The sequence below is a fragment of the Vibrio sp. FF266 genome (genome assembly GCF_041439695.1).
Lineage (GTDB): Bacteria > Pseudomonadota > Gammaproteobacteria > Enterobacterales > Vibrionaceae > Vibrio > Vibrio tasmaniensis_A.
The window spans coordinates 84,788-101,596 of sequence record NZ_JBGOOO010000008.1; the positions used below are offsets into that span (position 1 = coordinate 84,788).

The window sequence follows — 16,809 nt, forward strand, 5'->3', positions numbered from 1 at the left end:
TTGTGCCGTTCAAGTGAAGATAGAATGACCGTATAATTTTCAAGGAATTGCGGAACCAAAGTAGATGGCTGAAACTAAAAATATCGATGAAATGGCAGCGATCATTTCAGATAAAATTTTCACTGAAATGAAATGGAAGTTGAATTTAGATTACATCGATATCAACTGGGATTGCTGTGATAAGTTGCATGGTAAGAATACCCATCCTACAGACTTGGTATTTTCGTATATCGATCCTTATACGGAACTTACACAGTATATTCAGACAGATCTTAAATCCTATCAAAAATCATCGATAAGCCCACAGAAAGTTGGTAACGCCATTAAAAGCCTTGCTATGCAGGTGAAATGCGCTCGTGAAAGTAAAGAATGGGCTGACTTTTACCGTGAAGGTGAAAATAAGTACGGTTTACATGGAATGTTGTTCATCTATAACAACGATGATCAATATGATAGGGATTTGCTTGATGTTATCGAAAGTAAGGCTGCGCATGACTACGTTATGCCAAAAGGCTCGACGCTAAACATTTATTCACCAAAGTTAATTCGCTTCTTGATGACTGTGGTTGAAAACATCAAAGATCGTCGAAATATCGAAGATGATGAATCGGCTGAAAGTGTTTGGAAAATGATACCTAAGCGCAGCCATTGCGGTTTCTACTATCCAGATAAGCATAATAAGTGTTCTTCCGATTCTCCGAACCATCCCGCAACGAATGAAATGATTACGTCGGGTATGCTGCTATACGCATACGAACATCCGGTTCACCAGAAGAAGGTTCTTAATATTTTCTGGGATGAAGATATCGATTCGGAAAACTATTTTATCTATTTGTTTGAATTCATATTTAACTATCAGATGCTCAACTTGTTCGAAAAAGTCTATGTTGTGACACCTTTTTCACCTAAAGCATTGATGCACTTTAAAAAAGCGCAAAAAATCTATAAAGCCCAATATGCCATTACTGAAACACAAAGGGATAAACTGGGTAAGATTGACTTGATTAGTATGGATACAGTGAAAACGTCATTGTTTCCGTATCCAATCCTTAGTAATGGGATAAGCCGTCATTTGGTGAAGGGGGACGCGTAATGCTTAAATATAAATCTACAATTTTCTCAGACGAAAATGACATATACATCGCACTGCAATCGAATCGGGCTAAATTATCAACGAATGCTCTACGTAAATTAGCGTTTAAGCGCGGCATTTTATATCCATCAACGTTGGATCGTGATGAACTGATTGGTCAGATTTCAGACTTGCCATTTTCTTATTCTCAGTTGCAGGAACTAACCAACAAATTGACACCTAAGATCAACCGTGATCAGTATTCTGTTAAGCGAATTACAGGTAAATTTGATTTATCACAAATGAATGATGTGGTCGACAAAGTTATTGAAGGTCGCCCGCGTTTTGTTGGTGCTGAAACCATAACCCATTACAAGTCTATCCAGTCGTACTATATCGAAATTGACTACACTGAATTTGATTTCACACGTGGAAAGTATCAGCAGAAAAAACGTCATGGTGGATATATTCAATTCCTTGAAAAAGATGGCTATATATCTATCCAGTTTACGTATACAAAGCGTATTCAAGATATTTTGGATGAAGTAATTCAGATGTATCGTGATACCGTGAATAATGACATATTAATACAAAATGTTGATCTGTCTGCTGTTGTAGATGCTGAATTGCGTAACAAATTCATGGTCAACCTTTATGATACCGCCAAGCCTTTCTTATTTCTTGAATTGGAAAAAGTGCGGGTAAGTAAGGTGCGTTCGATTTTGGATTCATCAATGGACGAATCCAAGCCATCGGCTGATTTAGACGATGATCTTCTTGATGATGAAGAACAAAATGATGACCTATTACAAGATGCTGATGATCGTGAATACAGCATTGATAATGCCCAATTTGATGGTAAGTCTTTGAATGATGCAGATGAAGTGAATGAACTTTGTAATAGCAACTTTTACCGTAGTCGCATTAAATGGAAATCAAAAGCAATATCGTTAACAGACAGACCAATTATCACTTTTGAACTGGCGTTTGATGATAAGTACCAAGCCAAAGACCTGAAATTTAGGATTCTTGGTAAAGAACCTGTAGATGGTAAAGGCGGTAAGGAAGCAGTAGATGGGGCAGACTTCAACGTGGTAATGCGTGAATTGGAAGATGTCATTTTCAACGCCTTAGATGAAGTTCTAACAGAACATGGAAGTGCAGAACCCGCCAAAAAGGAGGTTAGCAATGCTTAAAGTGAAGCTCTATCAAGTGGGAACGCCCGCTTCGAAGGGGCTAATATACGATAATCTTAGTAATCATCTGTATTCTGATGAAATAGGCTTTGGCTTTGAACTGGTTGACGATAGTGAAGATAACTTGATTTTACAGTTCATTGAACGTGTAATTAGTAAGCAAGAATTTGAACTACCAGATGGTGAAGTTTCAGAAATAGAAACCGTTTCCTACATCAAAGTGAAGTTCGGTGTTCGGTTCGGAACTAAACATGCATTGTATGTGATAAATCCACCACGTAGCATGAAATACCCATTTGAAATGATACGAACGTTGTTTGGTTCAAATAGTGGATTAAAACCCGTGGAACTTGATTTGAAGAAGCTATTGGATGTATTTGATACTAAGTATGACCATGTAATCAAATCTATGTCGTTGTCTAACATACAGTGCGATCCGAATACTGTTGCTAAGACAAAGATCGCTAGTTCTAAAGACTTGAACCCGTTCTACTTGGAACATTACAGTGAAACTCCTGCTGTGATCGATACCGTTCACATGGTCTTGAATGGGATTGATACAGAATTGTCTCGGACAGGGCGTTTTCGCGTCCATGAAGCAAATCTACAGACTTTTATGCTAATGATTGACCATTCGTTTCAGTAAAACCTTAAAGCCGTTAGAAGCATTTTTGACGGCTTTTTCATTTTTGGGTTATCAGACAGTATTGTTACATTACATAGTACATCTATATGTATACGCGTAACACGCGTTGACCAATCTGTCTAAAAATAGTTCATGCCTTACTTCCACGGCTTTACGTTCTTCAATACGTCTGTGAAATCTAATACTTGAACGGTTTTATTCATTAATCGAATATTCAGATCTTTACCATAACGTGCATATGTAATTGTCTGATCTTTATGCCCAAGTAATGAAGACGCTTGTTGTGCTGGTACTTGATTTTGCTTTAATTCATCAGCAACAGTATGTCTGAAACTATGGAAGTCTACATGTGAAAGGTTATTCTGCTTACGTAAGCGGTTGAACCACTTTGAAGCGTTATGTGAAAAGCCATCACGTGGTAAATCACCATTATTTGTAAGTAAACCATCAAATAACCATTCTTTACCTTGCCGTTGTTTTAGGTATTCATCAAAACCAAGTTCAATTAGGTGTGGATGCACTGGAATTAGACGTTTAGAACTGGTGTTTTTCAGTTTCTGACCTTCATCTTCATCTGTGATTTGAAAGCATTGAATATTATCTGCATGTATAACGTTATCTGGTTTCATTTGGGCAAGTTCATTTAAACGTGCGCCTGTATATAAGGATAACAAGGGCAACCAATAGTAATAGGCATGTTTAATATTCTTATGTTCTGACCAGATCGGCATACTGAACAGTTTATGTAGATCTTCTTTGTACCAACGATCACGTTGTTCGCTTTCTTTACGGTTATCTTTTGGCATTGGCATCTTGTAGAAGTAGTTCTGATCTACGTAGTCTGCTTTTGTTGCCCATTGGAAAAACGTTGAACACTTTTGAATAGTCCCTTTAACAGTCGCTATCGCTTGTGGTTTCAAATTCATATCTACTATTTCAGATAACGATTTACCTTTTAACTTCTTGTTTTTTGAACGATTAGGTGGAAGTTTTAATAGTAAATTACGAAATTCTTCTGCTTGTTCAAGTCGGATAGTGCGGATACTTGTATCTGCACCAAAGAAGTCTAGCAGTAAGGTTAAATGTGCTTTATTTGCTTCTAGTCCTTTGTCTTGAATTGTTCCTGATGCAGTTTTGGATGCCATAAAGCGTTCTACTACGTCAGATAATGTGTTAATTGGTTCTTTTAGGGATGTTGATGTAGAAGTAGGGGCTTGTTGTGCAGTTAATATTTCAAGTGAACAGTGATCCGCTGCTATTTCTTCACTTGTTTGTCCTTCATGGTGAACTTCTGTTACTTGTTCTGTAGTTCCGTCTGGATGATTGATAAGACGCACTGATATCCATTCATTTGTATTTGGGTTTATTGTTTTAGGCTTTGTACCATGCATAATTGCATAGATGGTTTCAGTTAGATCTTCATTCGTCATTGTATTCATCTTCTTTCTTGTATTTGAAAAAAGTAAGTCTGTTTGACTTACAAGTGATGATGACATGCAAAGGGCTGTTGCCCATTTTGTTGTTTTTAATGACGTGTAGAAGTGTGATTTATTGAAGATACAGCGTAGATCGGCAGGGATGCGTTTTTTGAAGTAGTAAGTATTATTTCTGGTTGTTAGATAGGTGGCATTTGTCATATGTGGATCACATTGTGCAGCACTTTGTGGATCACATAAACCTTGTAGATACAAAAAGGGCTTGTAAATCATTGATCTACAAGCCCTTTCAAATCGATTTGGTGGAGCTGGCGGGAGTTGAACCCGCGTCCAAAAATCATTCATCATTGGTACTACATGCTTAGTCGATCTTTAATTTCACCAGCAACCTGCGAACCGACACGCTAGTTAAAGGCTAACCTGAATTGTTATTCGCGCTTTTCCTCTCAGGTGGGAGAATCCGCGCTAGCTAGTTTGGGTTTGATCTCTTATTGGTCCCCGTCTTACGAGCGGAAGCTAGGGTAAGAGAGCTCTGAGCAGGTTATTAAGCTGCTAGTGCGTAGTTTTCGTCGTTTGCGACTATTTTTTTGCGGCTTTTAACGTGGCCAACCGCCCCACGGCATGCACCTCAGACTTCAAAATTCCTGTCGAATCCTAAATCAGCCCCAAGTGTTATTTGCATAGTACCAGAAAAGCTTTGCCTGTCTAGCACTGTGCGTTTAAGTGCTTAAAATTAACGCAAATTACTCTTCATAATTCGTGCTTTATCTCTCGCCCAATCTTTTTCTTTCATATCAGTACGTTTATCGTGCAGCTTTTTACCTTTCGCTACGCCAACTTTAATCTTCGCCCAAGAGCGAGACCAGTAAAGCGCGGTTGCGACAAGTGTCATGCCTTCACGGTTAATACGACCGATAAGGTTGTCGAGTTCTTTTCTCGACATTAGTAGTTTACGGATGCGTGTTGGGTTCGCCACGATATGAGTACTCGCTTGAGTGAGCGGAGTGATCGTCATACCACTGATGAATGCTTCGCCGTCTCTGATGTAGACGTAGCTTTCTGCGATATTGGTTTTGCCTTCACGTAGGGATTTTACTTCCCAGCCTTGTAGCTCAAGCCCCGCTTCTATCTCATCATCGATGAAATATTCGTGGCGAGCTTTCTTATTAAGCGCAATGGTATTACTACCGGCTTTTGATTTTGATTTATTCTTTGCCATAATGGCCTCATTATACGGATTGCACCCTAGTTGGGGAATCCTTTTTATTTGCGCTCTGGCCCAATACAATTAAAATTGCAGTTTGTGTTAATGTAACGCTGTCTTTAACAGGAGTCTATATGCCAAAGGTTACTCGTTCAGCATTAGTGTCGTTTAGTGCCGACCAGATGTTCAGCTTGGTCAATGATGTTGCTCGTTATCACGAGTTTTTGCCAGGGTGTTCTGGTTCACGTGTGATCGAATCTTCAGATTCAACTATGGTAGCTTCAGTTGATGTCTCTAAAGCGGGTATCAGCAAAACATTTACCACATCGAACCGCTTAGCGGATGGCGCTGAGATCTTGATGGAGCTGGTGGACGGCCCGTTTAAAAAGCTGCAGGGTGGTTGGTATTTTACTCCGCTCGATGAGCAAGCGTGTAAGGTTGAGCTTAAGTTAGAGTTTGAATTCTCTAGCCGAATGATTGAAATGGCATTTGGTAAGGTTTTCAATGAGCTGACGAGTAATATGGTCAGTGCTTTTACTCAACGCGCGAAACAGGTCTACTAAGCCATGACTATTGAATCGGATATGATCCACGTAGAGGTTGTGTTTGCACTTCCGCATGAACAGCGTGTGTTTACTTTAGTAGTAAACAAGCACGCGACCGTTGAAGAGATCATTGCGCAGTCTGGCGTTTTGGAATTGTACCCAGAGATCGACTTAGCAAAAAACAAGGTTGGCGTATTCAGCCGCAACGTTAAGGTAGATGCGACGGTTCGCGATAAAGATCGTATCGAAATCTACCGAGCACTGTTAGCCGATCCAAAAGAGATCCGCCGTAAGCGTGCTGAGCAAGCGAAAGCAGCCGCAGCTAAATCGTAGTGCTAAAAAAATTCGACTAAGAAGAGAGCTCGCAATGTTGGCGAGCTTTTTTGTGCCTGTTGGTTAGACACGCAGCTAATTTGTTAGCAGATATTAAAAAGCCTGCTCATGTGAGCAGGCTTTTGCGATTCATACCTTGTCGACTGATAGTTTTGTCGACCGGAAAGCTTTATCAGCTGAGAGCTTTGTTGACTGAAAGCTAGCGAAGGCTTTCGAAGAACTCATCACTGGCTTCAAAATCACCATTGATCGTTACTAGAGTGCCAGTGGCATCAAAGTTCACGACAAGGTTTTTCTGGATAGGGTCGTTATGGCCTTTTTGGTGGTGGTAAATGTAGTACCACGTATCTGGGTAGCCATTTTCGATAAGCATAGGTGAGCCCATAACGTAACGAACTTGTGTTTTTGTCATGCCAAACTTGAGCTGATCGACAGCTTCTTGTTCAACATAGTTACCCTGATTGATGTCAATTCGATAAACCAACTTCTCTAGTAGAGAGCAACCGGTCAACATTGTTAGTGCAAGTGGAACTGCAACTAACCACTTTTTAATTCGCATAGTTTGAGATCTTTCTTCGCTAAAATACTGCCTGATAATAAACAAGCTCCAGCAAGAAGTAAAAAGCTCCTTGCGCTTTGAGCTTGTTATGACTGGCAATTTTGAATTAAGTTGCAAAATTGCCAAGAATTTTCGGTAAATTATCAGAAAGTTGCTGAATATGTAACCTATGCTGCGATTAATAACTCTTTTGCATTGGCAAGCGTCGATTCGGTAATTTGGCTGCCACCAAGCAGTCGAGCAAGCTCTGAAACGCGTTGTTGTTCATCAAGCGTGTGCATTTGAGTCTCGGTTTTACCTGATTTCGTGTTCTTTGCAACGAACAGTTGTTGATGTCCACAACCTGCCACTTGAGGTAAGTGCGTTACACACATAACTTGCGTAGATTCGCCCAGCTTACGTAGCATTTTTCCGACAACCGCAGCGGTTGGTCCACTGATACCCACATCGACTTCATCGAAAATCAGGCTTGGTGTATCCACTTTTTGCGCTGTGATCACCTGAATCGCTAGTGAGATTCGTGATAACTCGCCCCCAGAAGCCACTTTAGCAATGGGCTGCATTGGTTGACCTGGGTTGGTCGAAACAATGAAGGTCACGTTATCCATACCTAATGGAGAAGGGTGTGTGTTGGTGTTGTTTACTTCAATGGCAAACTGCGCTTTTTCCATGCTCAGTTCATGCATGCTTTGCGTGATCAGCTTGTTGAGTTCTTTTGCGTAACGAGTTCGAGATTTATGAAGCTTCTCTGATTTAGCCACGAACGACTGGTATTGGTTTTCTACCTCGTTTGCCAATTCTTCCAATTTTTCATCAGAGCAATCAAGCGCTTCAACTTGTTGTAGTAAGTCTTGATGGTGCTTATACAGTTCTTCAGGTAATACGTGGTGTTTACGAGACATCGACATCACTTTAGAGAAACGCTCCTCAACGTAAGCCATACGACCGGGATCAACATCAATGCTGTCTAGGTATGTTCTTAACTCGTTGTTGGTTTCTTCAATCTGAATAATGGCTTCAGACAATAAGTTTGGTAACTCAGCCAATCTTTCATCTAGCTCCGCTAACTGAATTAAGGAGTTATTGGCCGATTGCAGAATACCAAGCGCATTAACTTCTTCACCTTCATAAATAAGCTCGATAGCTTGTTGGCAGGTTGTGGCCAGTTCTCCGCTATTGGAGAGGCGCTTATGCTCTTGTTCGAGGTCTTCATATTCTTCCTCCCCAATAGACAGCTCATTTAACTCTTTGATTTGGTATTCAAGAAGTTGTTTTTGAGCTTGGTTTTGCTGGCTATTTTCACGTAACTCTTTCAAGTGGTTATCGGCTTGTCGCCAGGCTTGGTAAGCATTACGTGTCGATTTCAATAGGTTCAAGTGACCTGCGTATTGATCAAGCATGGCCATTTGGTAATCGCTTTTCATCAACTGATGGTGCGCGTGTTGACCATGAATGTTGATCAACAGCTGTCCAAGCGATTTTAATTGTGAAAGAGGCACGGGACTGCCGTTGATGAATGCGCGAGAACGACCTTCTTTAGAGATGGTTCTGCGTAGGATGCATTCACCGCCATCAAGCAGTTCATTGTCTTCTAACCAGCGGGTAGCATGCAGATTGTTCTCAAGTAAAAAAGCGGCACTGACTTCGGTTTTTTCTTCACCTTGTCGAACCATTCCTGCATCAGATCTTCCTCCAAGACACAAGCCTAAAGCGTCGATAGCGATAGATTTACCCGCACCAGTTTCTCCGGTGATTGTTGTCATGCCTTTAGAGAGTTCTAGCTGTAAAGACTTAACAATAGCGAAATTATTAACACTTAGATGAGCCAGCATTTTTATTTACCTGTATAACTGAACAATACTGTATATAAGCTCAGTATATACTGTTTCTTTATACAGTAAAGTCGACAGGTAAAAATTTTTTGTGACCGATCTCAGAATTGAGCGCGTCCGTAGATCACTGAAACCGCAGTAGATTCCCAATTCAGTTGTTCCTCCCTGTCGGGAGTGGAGGTATAAGGAATTGCAGAGAAGCGAGAGCCGACGGGCTTTCTATGGGCAATAAAAAAGGCTGACGAACGTCGTCAGCCTTTCATAATTCGGTTACTTCTGGAGCTTTTATTCTTTTAGAACAACTTACTCGACCAGCCTAGTTTGTTACGCAGAACATGGTAGTAGTTGTAGTCTTTAGGGTGGATCAGCTTGAGCACATTCGGACTTTGGTAAATGTGGATCTCATCGCCAGGAGAAACTGGTAGCGAGATTTGACCATCGCAGCTCACTTCCTGTGTACCGCGGTTATCTGGCGATACGATCAGCTTGATACGACGCTTTCCATCCACCACAAGTGGTCGGCTTGAAAGGGTGTGTGGGAACATTGGTACTAATGAAATTGCATTTAAGCTTGATGACAGGATAGGACCACCGCCAGAAAGCGAATAAGCGGTAGAACCTGTCGGTGTTGAGACGATCAAGCCATCAGAACGCTGTGAGAAGGCGAAGCTGTCATCGATATACACTTCGAACTCGATCATATGTGCGACTTGACCGGGGTGAAGTACTGCTTCGTTGAGTGCGGCGTTGTGGCTTTTTATTTGGCCATGACGATGAATTTCAGTTTCAAGTAAGAAGCGCTCTTCTTCCATGAATTCACCCTTGAGTACATCAGTAAGCGCACTCTGGAAGTTTTCAGGATTAAGATCGGTAAGGAAACCTAGGTTACCTCGGTTTACGCCAATCACTGAAATATCGAAACGTGACAAGATTCTAGCGGCACCGAGCATATTTCCGTCACCACCCACCACAATGGCGAGATCGGCGCGTTTACCTAATTCAATTAGGCTAGAAAAATGTTCTTGTGGGATATCGTCTAAAATTGTAGCGAGTCTGTCATCCACAAACACTTGATAACCCTCAGTACTTAACCACTGATAGAGCTCTCTATGAGTCTGAATTGCTTGCTGATCTCGAGGTTTACCAATAATGGCGATGACTTCAAATGGCTTTTTCATAACGTTTCCAAACGAATTAGGCTTGAATCAAAATTCTTCATCCCCATAATAAAGGCAAGTTGAACGTCTATGCGAGTGTTTTATATCAATTTGGGGTGCAAACACACCTGTCACTTGCATTGAAAACGAATTCTGGAGAGATCATGAGCAACGAAGAAAACAAAGTAACGGAAGAAGAGCTAGATCAAATCATTGCTGAAGCTGAGAAAGTTGAAGAAGCTGAGCTAAATGAAGAGTCTGTTGATGAGCAAGAAGCAAAAATCGCTCAACTAGAAGCTGCACTACTTTCTAGCGAATCTAAAGTGAAAGAGCAGCAAGATTCTGTTCTTCGCGCAAAAGCTGAAGTTGAAAACATGCGTCGCCGTAGCGAGCAAGAAATTGATAAGGCGCGTAAATTCGCTTTGAACAAGTTTGCTGAAGGTCTACTTCCTGTCATCGACAACCTAGAGCGTGCAATGCAAGCGGCAGATGCTGAAAACGAAGTGGTTAAGCCACTGTTTGAAGGTGTTGAGCTAACGCACAAAACGTTCGTAGACACAGTTGCTAAGTTTGGTCTTAAAGAGATCAACCCTGAAGGTGAAGTGTTCAACCCTGAATTCCACCAAGCGATGTCTATCCAAGAAAGTCCAGATCACGAATCAAACACGGTTATGTTCGTAATGCAAAAAGGTTACGAGTTAAACGGTCGTGTGGTTCGCCCTGCGATGGTTATGGTTGCTAAGTAATGACGTGTTACGCTGCCAAGTGATTGAGTCGCGCATTGACTGAGTAGTCGCGGCGAAAAAATAAATCACTGGTTTACGTAAAATGGAAAGAGAGGCATATGCCTCTCTTTTTTTGTGCCTATAACTTGAGACCCCACGTAAATAGTCACCAAAAACGCATTAAGAATGTTGTTCCTTTTATATTACCCAGAACAATGATTTAGAGTTTTATATTATGAAACCAGTTGTTAATGAAGAAATGTTTTGACGTCACACTTGTAATGTTTTTGTAAATAAATGCTTTTAATTGTTATCTTTGTATGTAAAATCCACTGCGATATAGCGATTTAACTCGCATATATAACTATAAAAGTACAAATTTCAAACACAACAAACTGGAGAAGAACGATGGATAAATCGCTCTCAAGTAAGATTTTTGTAGGCTTGTTTGCCGGCCTACTTATTGGTACTGCTATTCAGTACCTATTCAACGGTATTGCAGTATTTGATACTTACCTGCTAGGTCTAGCAGAAGGTGTCGGTGGTATGTTTGTCTCTTTGATCAAACTATTGGTTGTTCCACTGGTATACGTATCTATCGTTTGCGGAATTGTTGAATTGAAAGACATCCGTTCTTTCGGTCGCCTAGGTGGTAAAACTTTTGCTCTTTACATTATCAACACCATCATCGCGATTTCTGCAGCCCTAACTGTTGGCCTTATTTTCCAACCGGGTGCTGGTGCAGATTTAGCCGGAACGATCTCTGAGACAGTTCAACTAACAACAACTGAAACTCCAGATATCTTCTCTCTTGTTGTGAACATCGTTCCTAGCAACCCAGTTCAGGCGTTTGCAAGCGGCGACATGCTACAGATCATCTTCATGGCAATTTTGACTGGTCTTGCTATTCAGGCTCTTGATTCACGTGGCGGTCCAGCGATCAAAACGTTCAAGATGGCTAACGAAATCATGATGAAGCTTATCGGCCTAGTAATGAGCTTGGCGCCATTTGGTGTATTCGCTCTGATGATTCAACTAGGTGCGACACTGAACGCTGAGACACTTATGTCTGTAGCTGGCTATGTAGCGCTTGTTGTTGCGATGCTAGTGTTCTGGATTTTCTTCTTCTACCCAATGATGGTTGGTATCGCGACAGGTATTACGCCTAAGCAATTCCTACGTGCAACTCGCGAGCAAATCCTTTTCTCACTATCGACGGCAAGTTCGAATGCGACTATCCCAGTAACAATGCGCACTCTAACTGAAAAGCTTGGTGTATCAAGATCTGTGGCAGGCTTCGGTGTACCACTGGGTGCGACAATGAACATGTCTGGTGTTTCTATCTACATCGCACTAGCGACAATGTTCGTAGCAAACGCATTCGGTCAACCAATCAACACGGCTGACATCTTTACTCTGGGTCTAACTATCTTGCTACTGTCTATCGGTGCTGGTGGTGTTCCTGGTGGTGGTGTTGTAATGGTAGGTGTTCTATTGCACCAACTAGGTTTACCACCAGAAGGTCTAGCTATCATTGCTGCGGTAGACCGTATCAACGATATGTTCTGTACTTCTTCTAACGTAGTAGGTGATACAGCGGTTAACACTATCGTTGCTAAGTCTGAAGGCGAAATCGGCGTTGAAACAAACGAAGAAGCTGAGCTAAAGAAAGCAGAAGCGTAATCAGAGATTTTCCTCTATCTAATAGATGAAATCTAAGTGGAAAGACTGAATAGACAAACGGAGCCTAAGTGGCTCCGTTTTTTATTGGGTGATAAACCCAGTTACTAGGCTTATGTGAAGGTAATGATATGTATTCGTGTCTAACCATTCCTTTTATCAAAATAAATGTGAAAAAATCCAGTATCCCCCTTGAAAAGGATTCGTGAGCCCTTATCTATGGTGCATACGAAAGCAAATTACATTTGCACTTAAATTTGTGTATTAGGGTTGAATCCCTGATTACTACCCCCCACATAGTGGGTATAGCAAAAAACTAAATAGAATTTATTCGGAGAAAGCCTGATGGGTCGAATCATTGGTATTGATTTAGGTACTACTAACTCTTGTGTTGCTGTTCTTGACGGTGACAAACCACGCGTATTAGAAAATGCTGAAGGCGAACGCACAACAGCATCGGTAATCGCATACACTGAAGGCGAGACGCTAGTTGGTCAACCTGCGAAACGTCAAGCTGTTACTAACCCTCAAAACACGCTATACGCGATTAAGCGTCTAATCGGCCGTCGTTTTGAAGATGAAGAAGTTCAACGCGATATCGAAATCATGCCTTTTAACATTGTTAAAGCTGATAACGGTGATGCATGGGTTGAAGCGCAAGGCCAAAAAATGGCTGCTCCTCAAGTATCTGCTGAAGTTCTTAAGAAAATGAAGAAAACAGCTGAAGACTTCCTAGGCGAAGAAGTAACTGGCGCAGTAGTAACTGTTCCTGCTTACTTCAACGATGCTCAACGTCAAGCAACGAAAGATGCTGGCCGTATCGCTGGTCTAGATGTTAAACGTATTATCAACGAACCTACTGCTGCTGCTCTGGCTTACGGCCTAGACAAGCAAGGTGGTGACCGCACTATCGCTGTATACGACCTTGGTGGTGGTACATTCGATATCTCTATCATCGAAATCGATGAAGTAGAAGGCGAGAAGACTTTCGAAGTTCTTTCAACTAACGGTGATACTCACCTTGGTGGTGAAGATTTCGATAACCGCATGATCAACTACCTAGTAGATGAGTTCAAGAAAGAGCAAGGTATCGACCTTAAAGCTGATCCACTAGCAATGCAGCGTGTTAAAGAAGCAGCAGAAAAAGCGAAAATCGAGCTTTCTTCTACTACTCAAACTGACGTAAACCTACCTTACGTTACTGCAGATGCGACTGGTCCTAAGCACATGAACATCAAAGTGACTCGCGCGAAGCTTGAGTCTCTAGTTGAAGACCTAGTTCAACGTTCTCTTGAGCCACTAAAAGTTGCTCTAGCAGATGCTGACCTATCTGTAGGCGAAATCACTGACGTTATCCTAGTTGGTGGTCAGACTCGTATGCCTATGGTTCAAGCTAAAGTAACTGAATTCTTCGGTAAAGAGCCACGTAAAGACGTGAACCCTGACGAAGCTGTTGCAATGGGTGCTGCTGTTCAAGGTGGTGTACTAGCTGGTGAAGTTAAAGACGTTCTTCTTCTAGACGTTACTCCTCTATCTTTCGGTATCGAAACGATGGGCGGCGTAATGACTAAGCTTATCGAGAAAAACACAACTATCCCTACTAAAGCGGATCAAGTGTTCTCTACAGCTGAAGATAACCAAAGCGCAGTAACTATCCACGTTCTTCAAGGTGAGCGTAAGCAAGCGACTTACAACAAGTCTCTTGGTCAGTTCAACCTAGAAGGTATCCAACCAGCACCACGTGGCATGCCACAAGTTGAAGTAACATTCGACCTAGATGCTGATGGTATCCTGAACGTATCTGCTAAAGATAAAGCGACAGGTAAAGAGCAGAAGATCACTATCCAAGCATCAGGCGGTTTGTCTGAGGAAGAGATCGAAGCAATGGTTCAAGAAGCAGAAGCTAACAAAGAAGCTGACAAGAAGTTCGAAGAGCTAGTAACTGCACGTAACCAAGCTGACCAAATGATTCACGGCACTAAGAAGCAAGTAGAAGAAGCTGGTGAAGCTCTACCTTCAGACGAGAAAGCTAAAATCGAAGCAGCTATCGAAGCTCTAGAATCAGTTAAGTCTGGTGACGACAAAGAAGCTATCGACGCTAAAGTTCAAGAACTTATGCAAGCAGCTCAAAAGCTAATGGAAATTGCTCAACAGAAAGCTCAAGCTGAACAAGCTGGTGCTGACGCTGGTGAACAACCTAAGCAAGACGACGACGTGGTAGACGCGGAGTTTGAAGAAGTTAAAGACGACAAAAAGTAATTTTTCGTCGCTATAACACGTGATTTCTACGTCGAAGGTACTCACTTACATCCGTAAGCTCCGTGCCTTCTCCTTGAACTAACGTGTTTTAGCTTAGAAAAGTCGTTTTTCGATTTCTAAATATACGGGCGTCAGAGGTAACTCTCACGCCCGTAAATTTGTATTTAGACTTGTCGATCTAGATAATAGCTTTATTCGGCGTTTCAGCCGACAGAACTTTTATCTAGATTGATACACAGACTGCTGAAGTGATCATTCGGCAGTAGCAATTATTTTGGTGACCTAGAACATGTCAAAACGTGATTTTTACGAAGTATTAGGCGTAAGCCGCGATGCATCAGAGCGCGATATTAAAAAAGCGTACAAACGCTTAGCGATGAAATTCCACCCGGACCGTAATCAGGGTGATGACAGCGCAGCAGACAAATTTAAAGAAGTAAAAGTAGCGTACGAGATCCTAACCGATGCTCAAAAGAAAGCAGCTTACGACCAATACGGCCACGCAGCTTTTGAACAAGGTGGCATGGGTGGCGGCGGTTACGGCGGCGGTGGCCAAGGTGACTTCGGCGATATCTTCGGTGACGTATTTGGCGATATCTTCGGCGGCGGTCGTCGTGGTGGTGGTCAAGCGCGTGCACAACGTGGTTCTGATTTGCGTTACAACATGGAGCTTTCTCTAGAAGAAGCCGTTCGTGGTGTATCTAAAGAGATTGAAGTACCAACACTTGTTGAATGTGACATTTGTGATGGTAGCGGTGCTAAAGCGGGTTCTTCTGCACAAACGTGTGGTACTTGTCATGGCCACGGCCAGGTACAAATGCGCCAAGGTTTCTTTGCGGTTCAACAGACTTGTCCTACTTGTAATGGTAAAGGCAAGATCATCAAAGACCCATGTAACTCATGTCATGGCCAAGGTCGCAAACAGAAGACGAAAACGCTTAACGTTAAGATCCCAGCAGGTGTTGATACTGGTGATCGCATTCGTCTATCTGGCGAAGGCGAAGCAGGGGAACACGGCGCTCCAGCTGGCGACTTGTACGTACAAGTACACGTAAAAGAGCACAATATCTTTGAGCGTGACGGCAACAACCTTTACTGCGAAGTGCCAGTAAGCTTCTCTATGGCTGCTTTAGGTGGTGAAGTTGAAGTTCCAACACTCGATGGCCGTGTAAACCTTAAAGTGCCAGAAGAGACACAAACGGGCCGTATGTTCCGTATGCGTGGCAAAGGCGTGAAAGGCGTTCGTGGCGGCGGTGTGGGTGACCTAATCGTTAAGCTAGTGGTTGAAACACCGGTTAAGCTAAGCTCTCGTCAAAAAGAACTACTGCGTGAATTTGAAGAAACATGTTGTGGTGAAGCGGCAAGCAAGCACAAGCCAAAATCTGAAGGTTTCTTCAGCGGCGTGAAAAACTTCTTTGATGACCTAACTAAGTAATCAACTGATTAGATAAATAGGTTATTGACACGTTAAGTTGTTGATATTTAAATTATTGATACTTCAATTTAATGATAAAAGTAGAAAAGCCTGCTCATGTAGCAGGCTTTTTTGTGTCTATAGATTTGTGTTTTTTGATTGGTATAAAAGAAGCTCATAGCAAAAATAATCGAAATTTTTCAGATCACCCCCTAGAGGCTTTAGTGTCTCCTCTTGTTACTTCCAACACGCTTGAGGCTCTGAAACACCTGAGTGATGTAGCTCCAGAATATCAGTCGGTGAGTCTAAGCAGTCATCATTTGTCTGTGGTGCGTGTGGTTCAGCTTGAATGGAGTATGAGGTGCTGCTAGCCGAAATTGTTAGTGTGTACCTGCTTGTATCGGTATCGCAAAACGAGCACGTCCCTCCAGAAACTATGTTTCCAGCAGCCGTGGCATAATTTCCGGCGTAAGCACTCTCAAGTTCAAGTTGAATTTTTGCCATATCTCCTATCGCTGTCATTCGATGCGATTTTAAAACATGGCTTGTGTAGCTTGGATAAGCTATTGCACTGAGTACTCCTACAATGGCAACAGCGATCAATAATTCGATCAGTGTCATTCCTTTCATACTTAAATTGTTGTTGTTACATCTTTTTATTCGAATCTTCACGAGTAGTTTCCTTTCATAACCCTGTCCATTTTTCTCGGGTGGTAGCATCGGTGCAAGATTAAATATGATTACGCACCTG

The 16,809-nt window shown here is 42.0% G+C and carries 15 protein-coding genes and 1 other RNA gene; 9 read left to right on the plus strand and 7 right to left on the minus strand.

All coding sequences use genetic code 11. The features are described from left to right. The first annotated feature begins 64 nt into the window (after positions 1-64). The 3 genes from ACED59_RS08805 to ACED59_RS08815 are packed head-to-tail and all read left to right on the plus strand — an operon-like array spanning position 65 to position 2,914. A complete protein-coding gene (locus ACED59_RS08805; RefSeq protein WP_017098050.1) occupies positions 65-1,093 on the plus strand; it encodes a hypothetical protein in 1,029 nt (342 codons plus the stop codon). Then, the gene (locus ACED59_RS08810; RefSeq protein ID WP_017098049.1) at positions 1,093-2,268 is read left to right on the plus strand and encodes a hypothetical protein; all 1,176 of its coding nucleotides are present in this window, start codon (positions 1,093-1,095) and stop codon (positions 2,266-2,268) included. The genes ACED59_RS08805 and ACED59_RS08810 overlap by 1 nt, the downstream gene beginning before the upstream one ends. After that, positions 2,261-2,914 carry a hypothetical protein gene (locus ACED59_RS08815; RefSeq protein WP_017098048.1) on the plus strand — a complete coding sequence of 218 codons (654 nt, stop codon included), beginning with the start codon at positions 2,261-2,263 and terminating at the stop codon, positions 2,912-2,914. Before ACED59_RS08810 ends, ACED59_RS08815 begins: the two co-directional genes overlap by 8 nt. Before the next feature lie 137 nt (positions 2,915-3,051). Here ACED59_RS08815 and ACED59_RS08820 read toward each other — a convergent pair whose 3' ends face one another. The 3 genes from ACED59_RS08820 to smpB form a co-directional block, all read right to left on the minus strand. Then, a complete protein-coding gene (locus ACED59_RS08820) occupies positions 3,052-4,623 on the minus strand; it encodes a site-specific integrase (RefSeq protein ID WP_080967379.1) in 1,572 nt (523 codons plus the stop codon). Positions 4,624-4,650: 27 nt separating this feature from the next. Further along, positions 4,651-5,017, minus strand: a transfer-messenger RNA (tmRNA) gene (gene ssrA, locus ACED59_RS08825). A gap of 66 nt (positions 5,018-5,083) precedes the next feature. Then, positions 5,084-5,569, minus strand: a complete 486-nt coding sequence (gene smpB, locus ACED59_RS08830) for an SsrA-binding protein SmpB (RefSeq protein WP_004735156.1) — start codon at positions 5,567-5,569, stop codon at positions 5,084-5,086. Between the two features lie 119 nt (positions 5,570-5,688). Here smpB and ACED59_RS08835 point away from each other — a divergent pair, with 119 nt between their 5' ends. Together ACED59_RS08835 and ACED59_RS08840 are read left to right on the plus strand one after the other, a co-directional pair. Then, entirely contained in the window at positions 5,689-6,117 is a 429-nt protein-coding gene (locus tag ACED59_RS08835) for an SRPBCC family protein (RefSeq protein ID WP_004735157.1), read from the plus strand. Between the two features lie 3 nt (positions 6,118-6,120). Next, positions 6,121-6,432 (plus strand): RnfH family protein, encoded by a 312-nt coding sequence (locus tag ACED59_RS08840; protein WP_017098046.1) that lies wholly within the window; start codon positions 6,121-6,123, stop codon positions 6,430-6,432. Between the two features lie 199 nt (positions 6,433-6,631). Here ACED59_RS08840 and bamE read toward each other — a convergent pair whose 3' ends face one another. The 3 genes from bamE to nadK all read right to left on the minus strand — a co-directional run bounded on the left by bamE (position 6,632) and on the right by nadK (position 10,001). Further along, on the minus strand, positions 6,632-6,991 hold the full coding sequence (bamE, locus tag ACED59_RS08845) for an outer membrane protein assembly factor BamE (protein WP_009848326.1): 360 nt from the start codon (positions 6,989-6,991) through the stop codon (positions 6,632-6,634). A gap of 167 nt (positions 6,992-7,158) precedes the next feature. After that, positions 7,159-8,823, minus strand: a complete 1,665-nt coding sequence (recN, locus tag ACED59_RS08850; protein WP_017098044.1) for a DNA repair protein RecN — start codon at positions 8,821-8,823, stop codon at positions 7,159-7,161. A 293-nt stretch (positions 8,824-9,116) separates the two neighbouring features. Beyond that, the gene (gene nadK, locus ACED59_RS08855; protein ID WP_009848328.1) at positions 9,117-10,001 is read right to left on the minus strand and encodes an NAD(+) kinase; all 885 of its coding nucleotides are present in this window, start codon (positions 9,999-10,001) and stop codon (positions 9,117-9,119) included. Between the two features lie 143 nt (positions 10,002-10,144). Between nadK and grpE the strand changes: the two genes are divergently transcribed. The 4 genes from grpE to dnaJ all read left to right on the plus strand — a co-directional run bounded on the left by grpE (position 10,145) and on the right by dnaJ (position 16,079). After that, positions 10,145-10,726 (plus strand): nucleotide exchange factor GrpE, encoded by a 582-nt coding sequence (gene grpE, locus ACED59_RS08860; protein WP_009848329.1) that lies wholly within the window; start codon positions 10,145-10,147, stop codon positions 10,724-10,726. Positions 10,727-11,113: 387 nt separating this feature from the next. Continuing rightward, entirely contained in the window at positions 11,114-12,388 is a 1,275-nt protein-coding gene (locus ACED59_RS08865) for a dicarboxylate/amino acid:cation symporter (RefSeq protein ID WP_009848330.1), read from the plus strand. Positions 12,389-12,730: 342 nt separating this feature from the next. Next, positions 12,731-14,644 (plus strand): molecular chaperone DnaK, encoded by a 1,914-nt coding sequence (gene dnaK, locus ACED59_RS08870; protein ID WP_371704886.1) that lies wholly within the window; start codon positions 12,731-12,733, stop codon positions 14,642-14,644. Between the two features lie 289 nt (positions 14,645-14,933). Then, on the plus strand, positions 14,934-16,079 hold the full coding sequence (gene dnaJ / locus ACED59_RS08875; RefSeq protein ID WP_009848332.1) for a molecular chaperone DnaJ: 1,146 nt from the start codon (positions 14,934-14,936) through the stop codon (positions 16,077-16,079). 216 nt (positions 16,080-16,295) lie between these two features. On the opposite strand, the gene ACED59_RS08880 is transcribed toward dnaJ, so the two are convergent. Continuing rightward, positions 16,296-16,778, minus strand: coding sequence for a type IV pilin protein (locus ACED59_RS08880; protein ID WP_009848333.1), 483 nt, complete (start codon positions 16,776-16,778; stop codon positions 16,296-16,298). Positions 16,779-16,809: the final 31 nt, after the last annotated feature.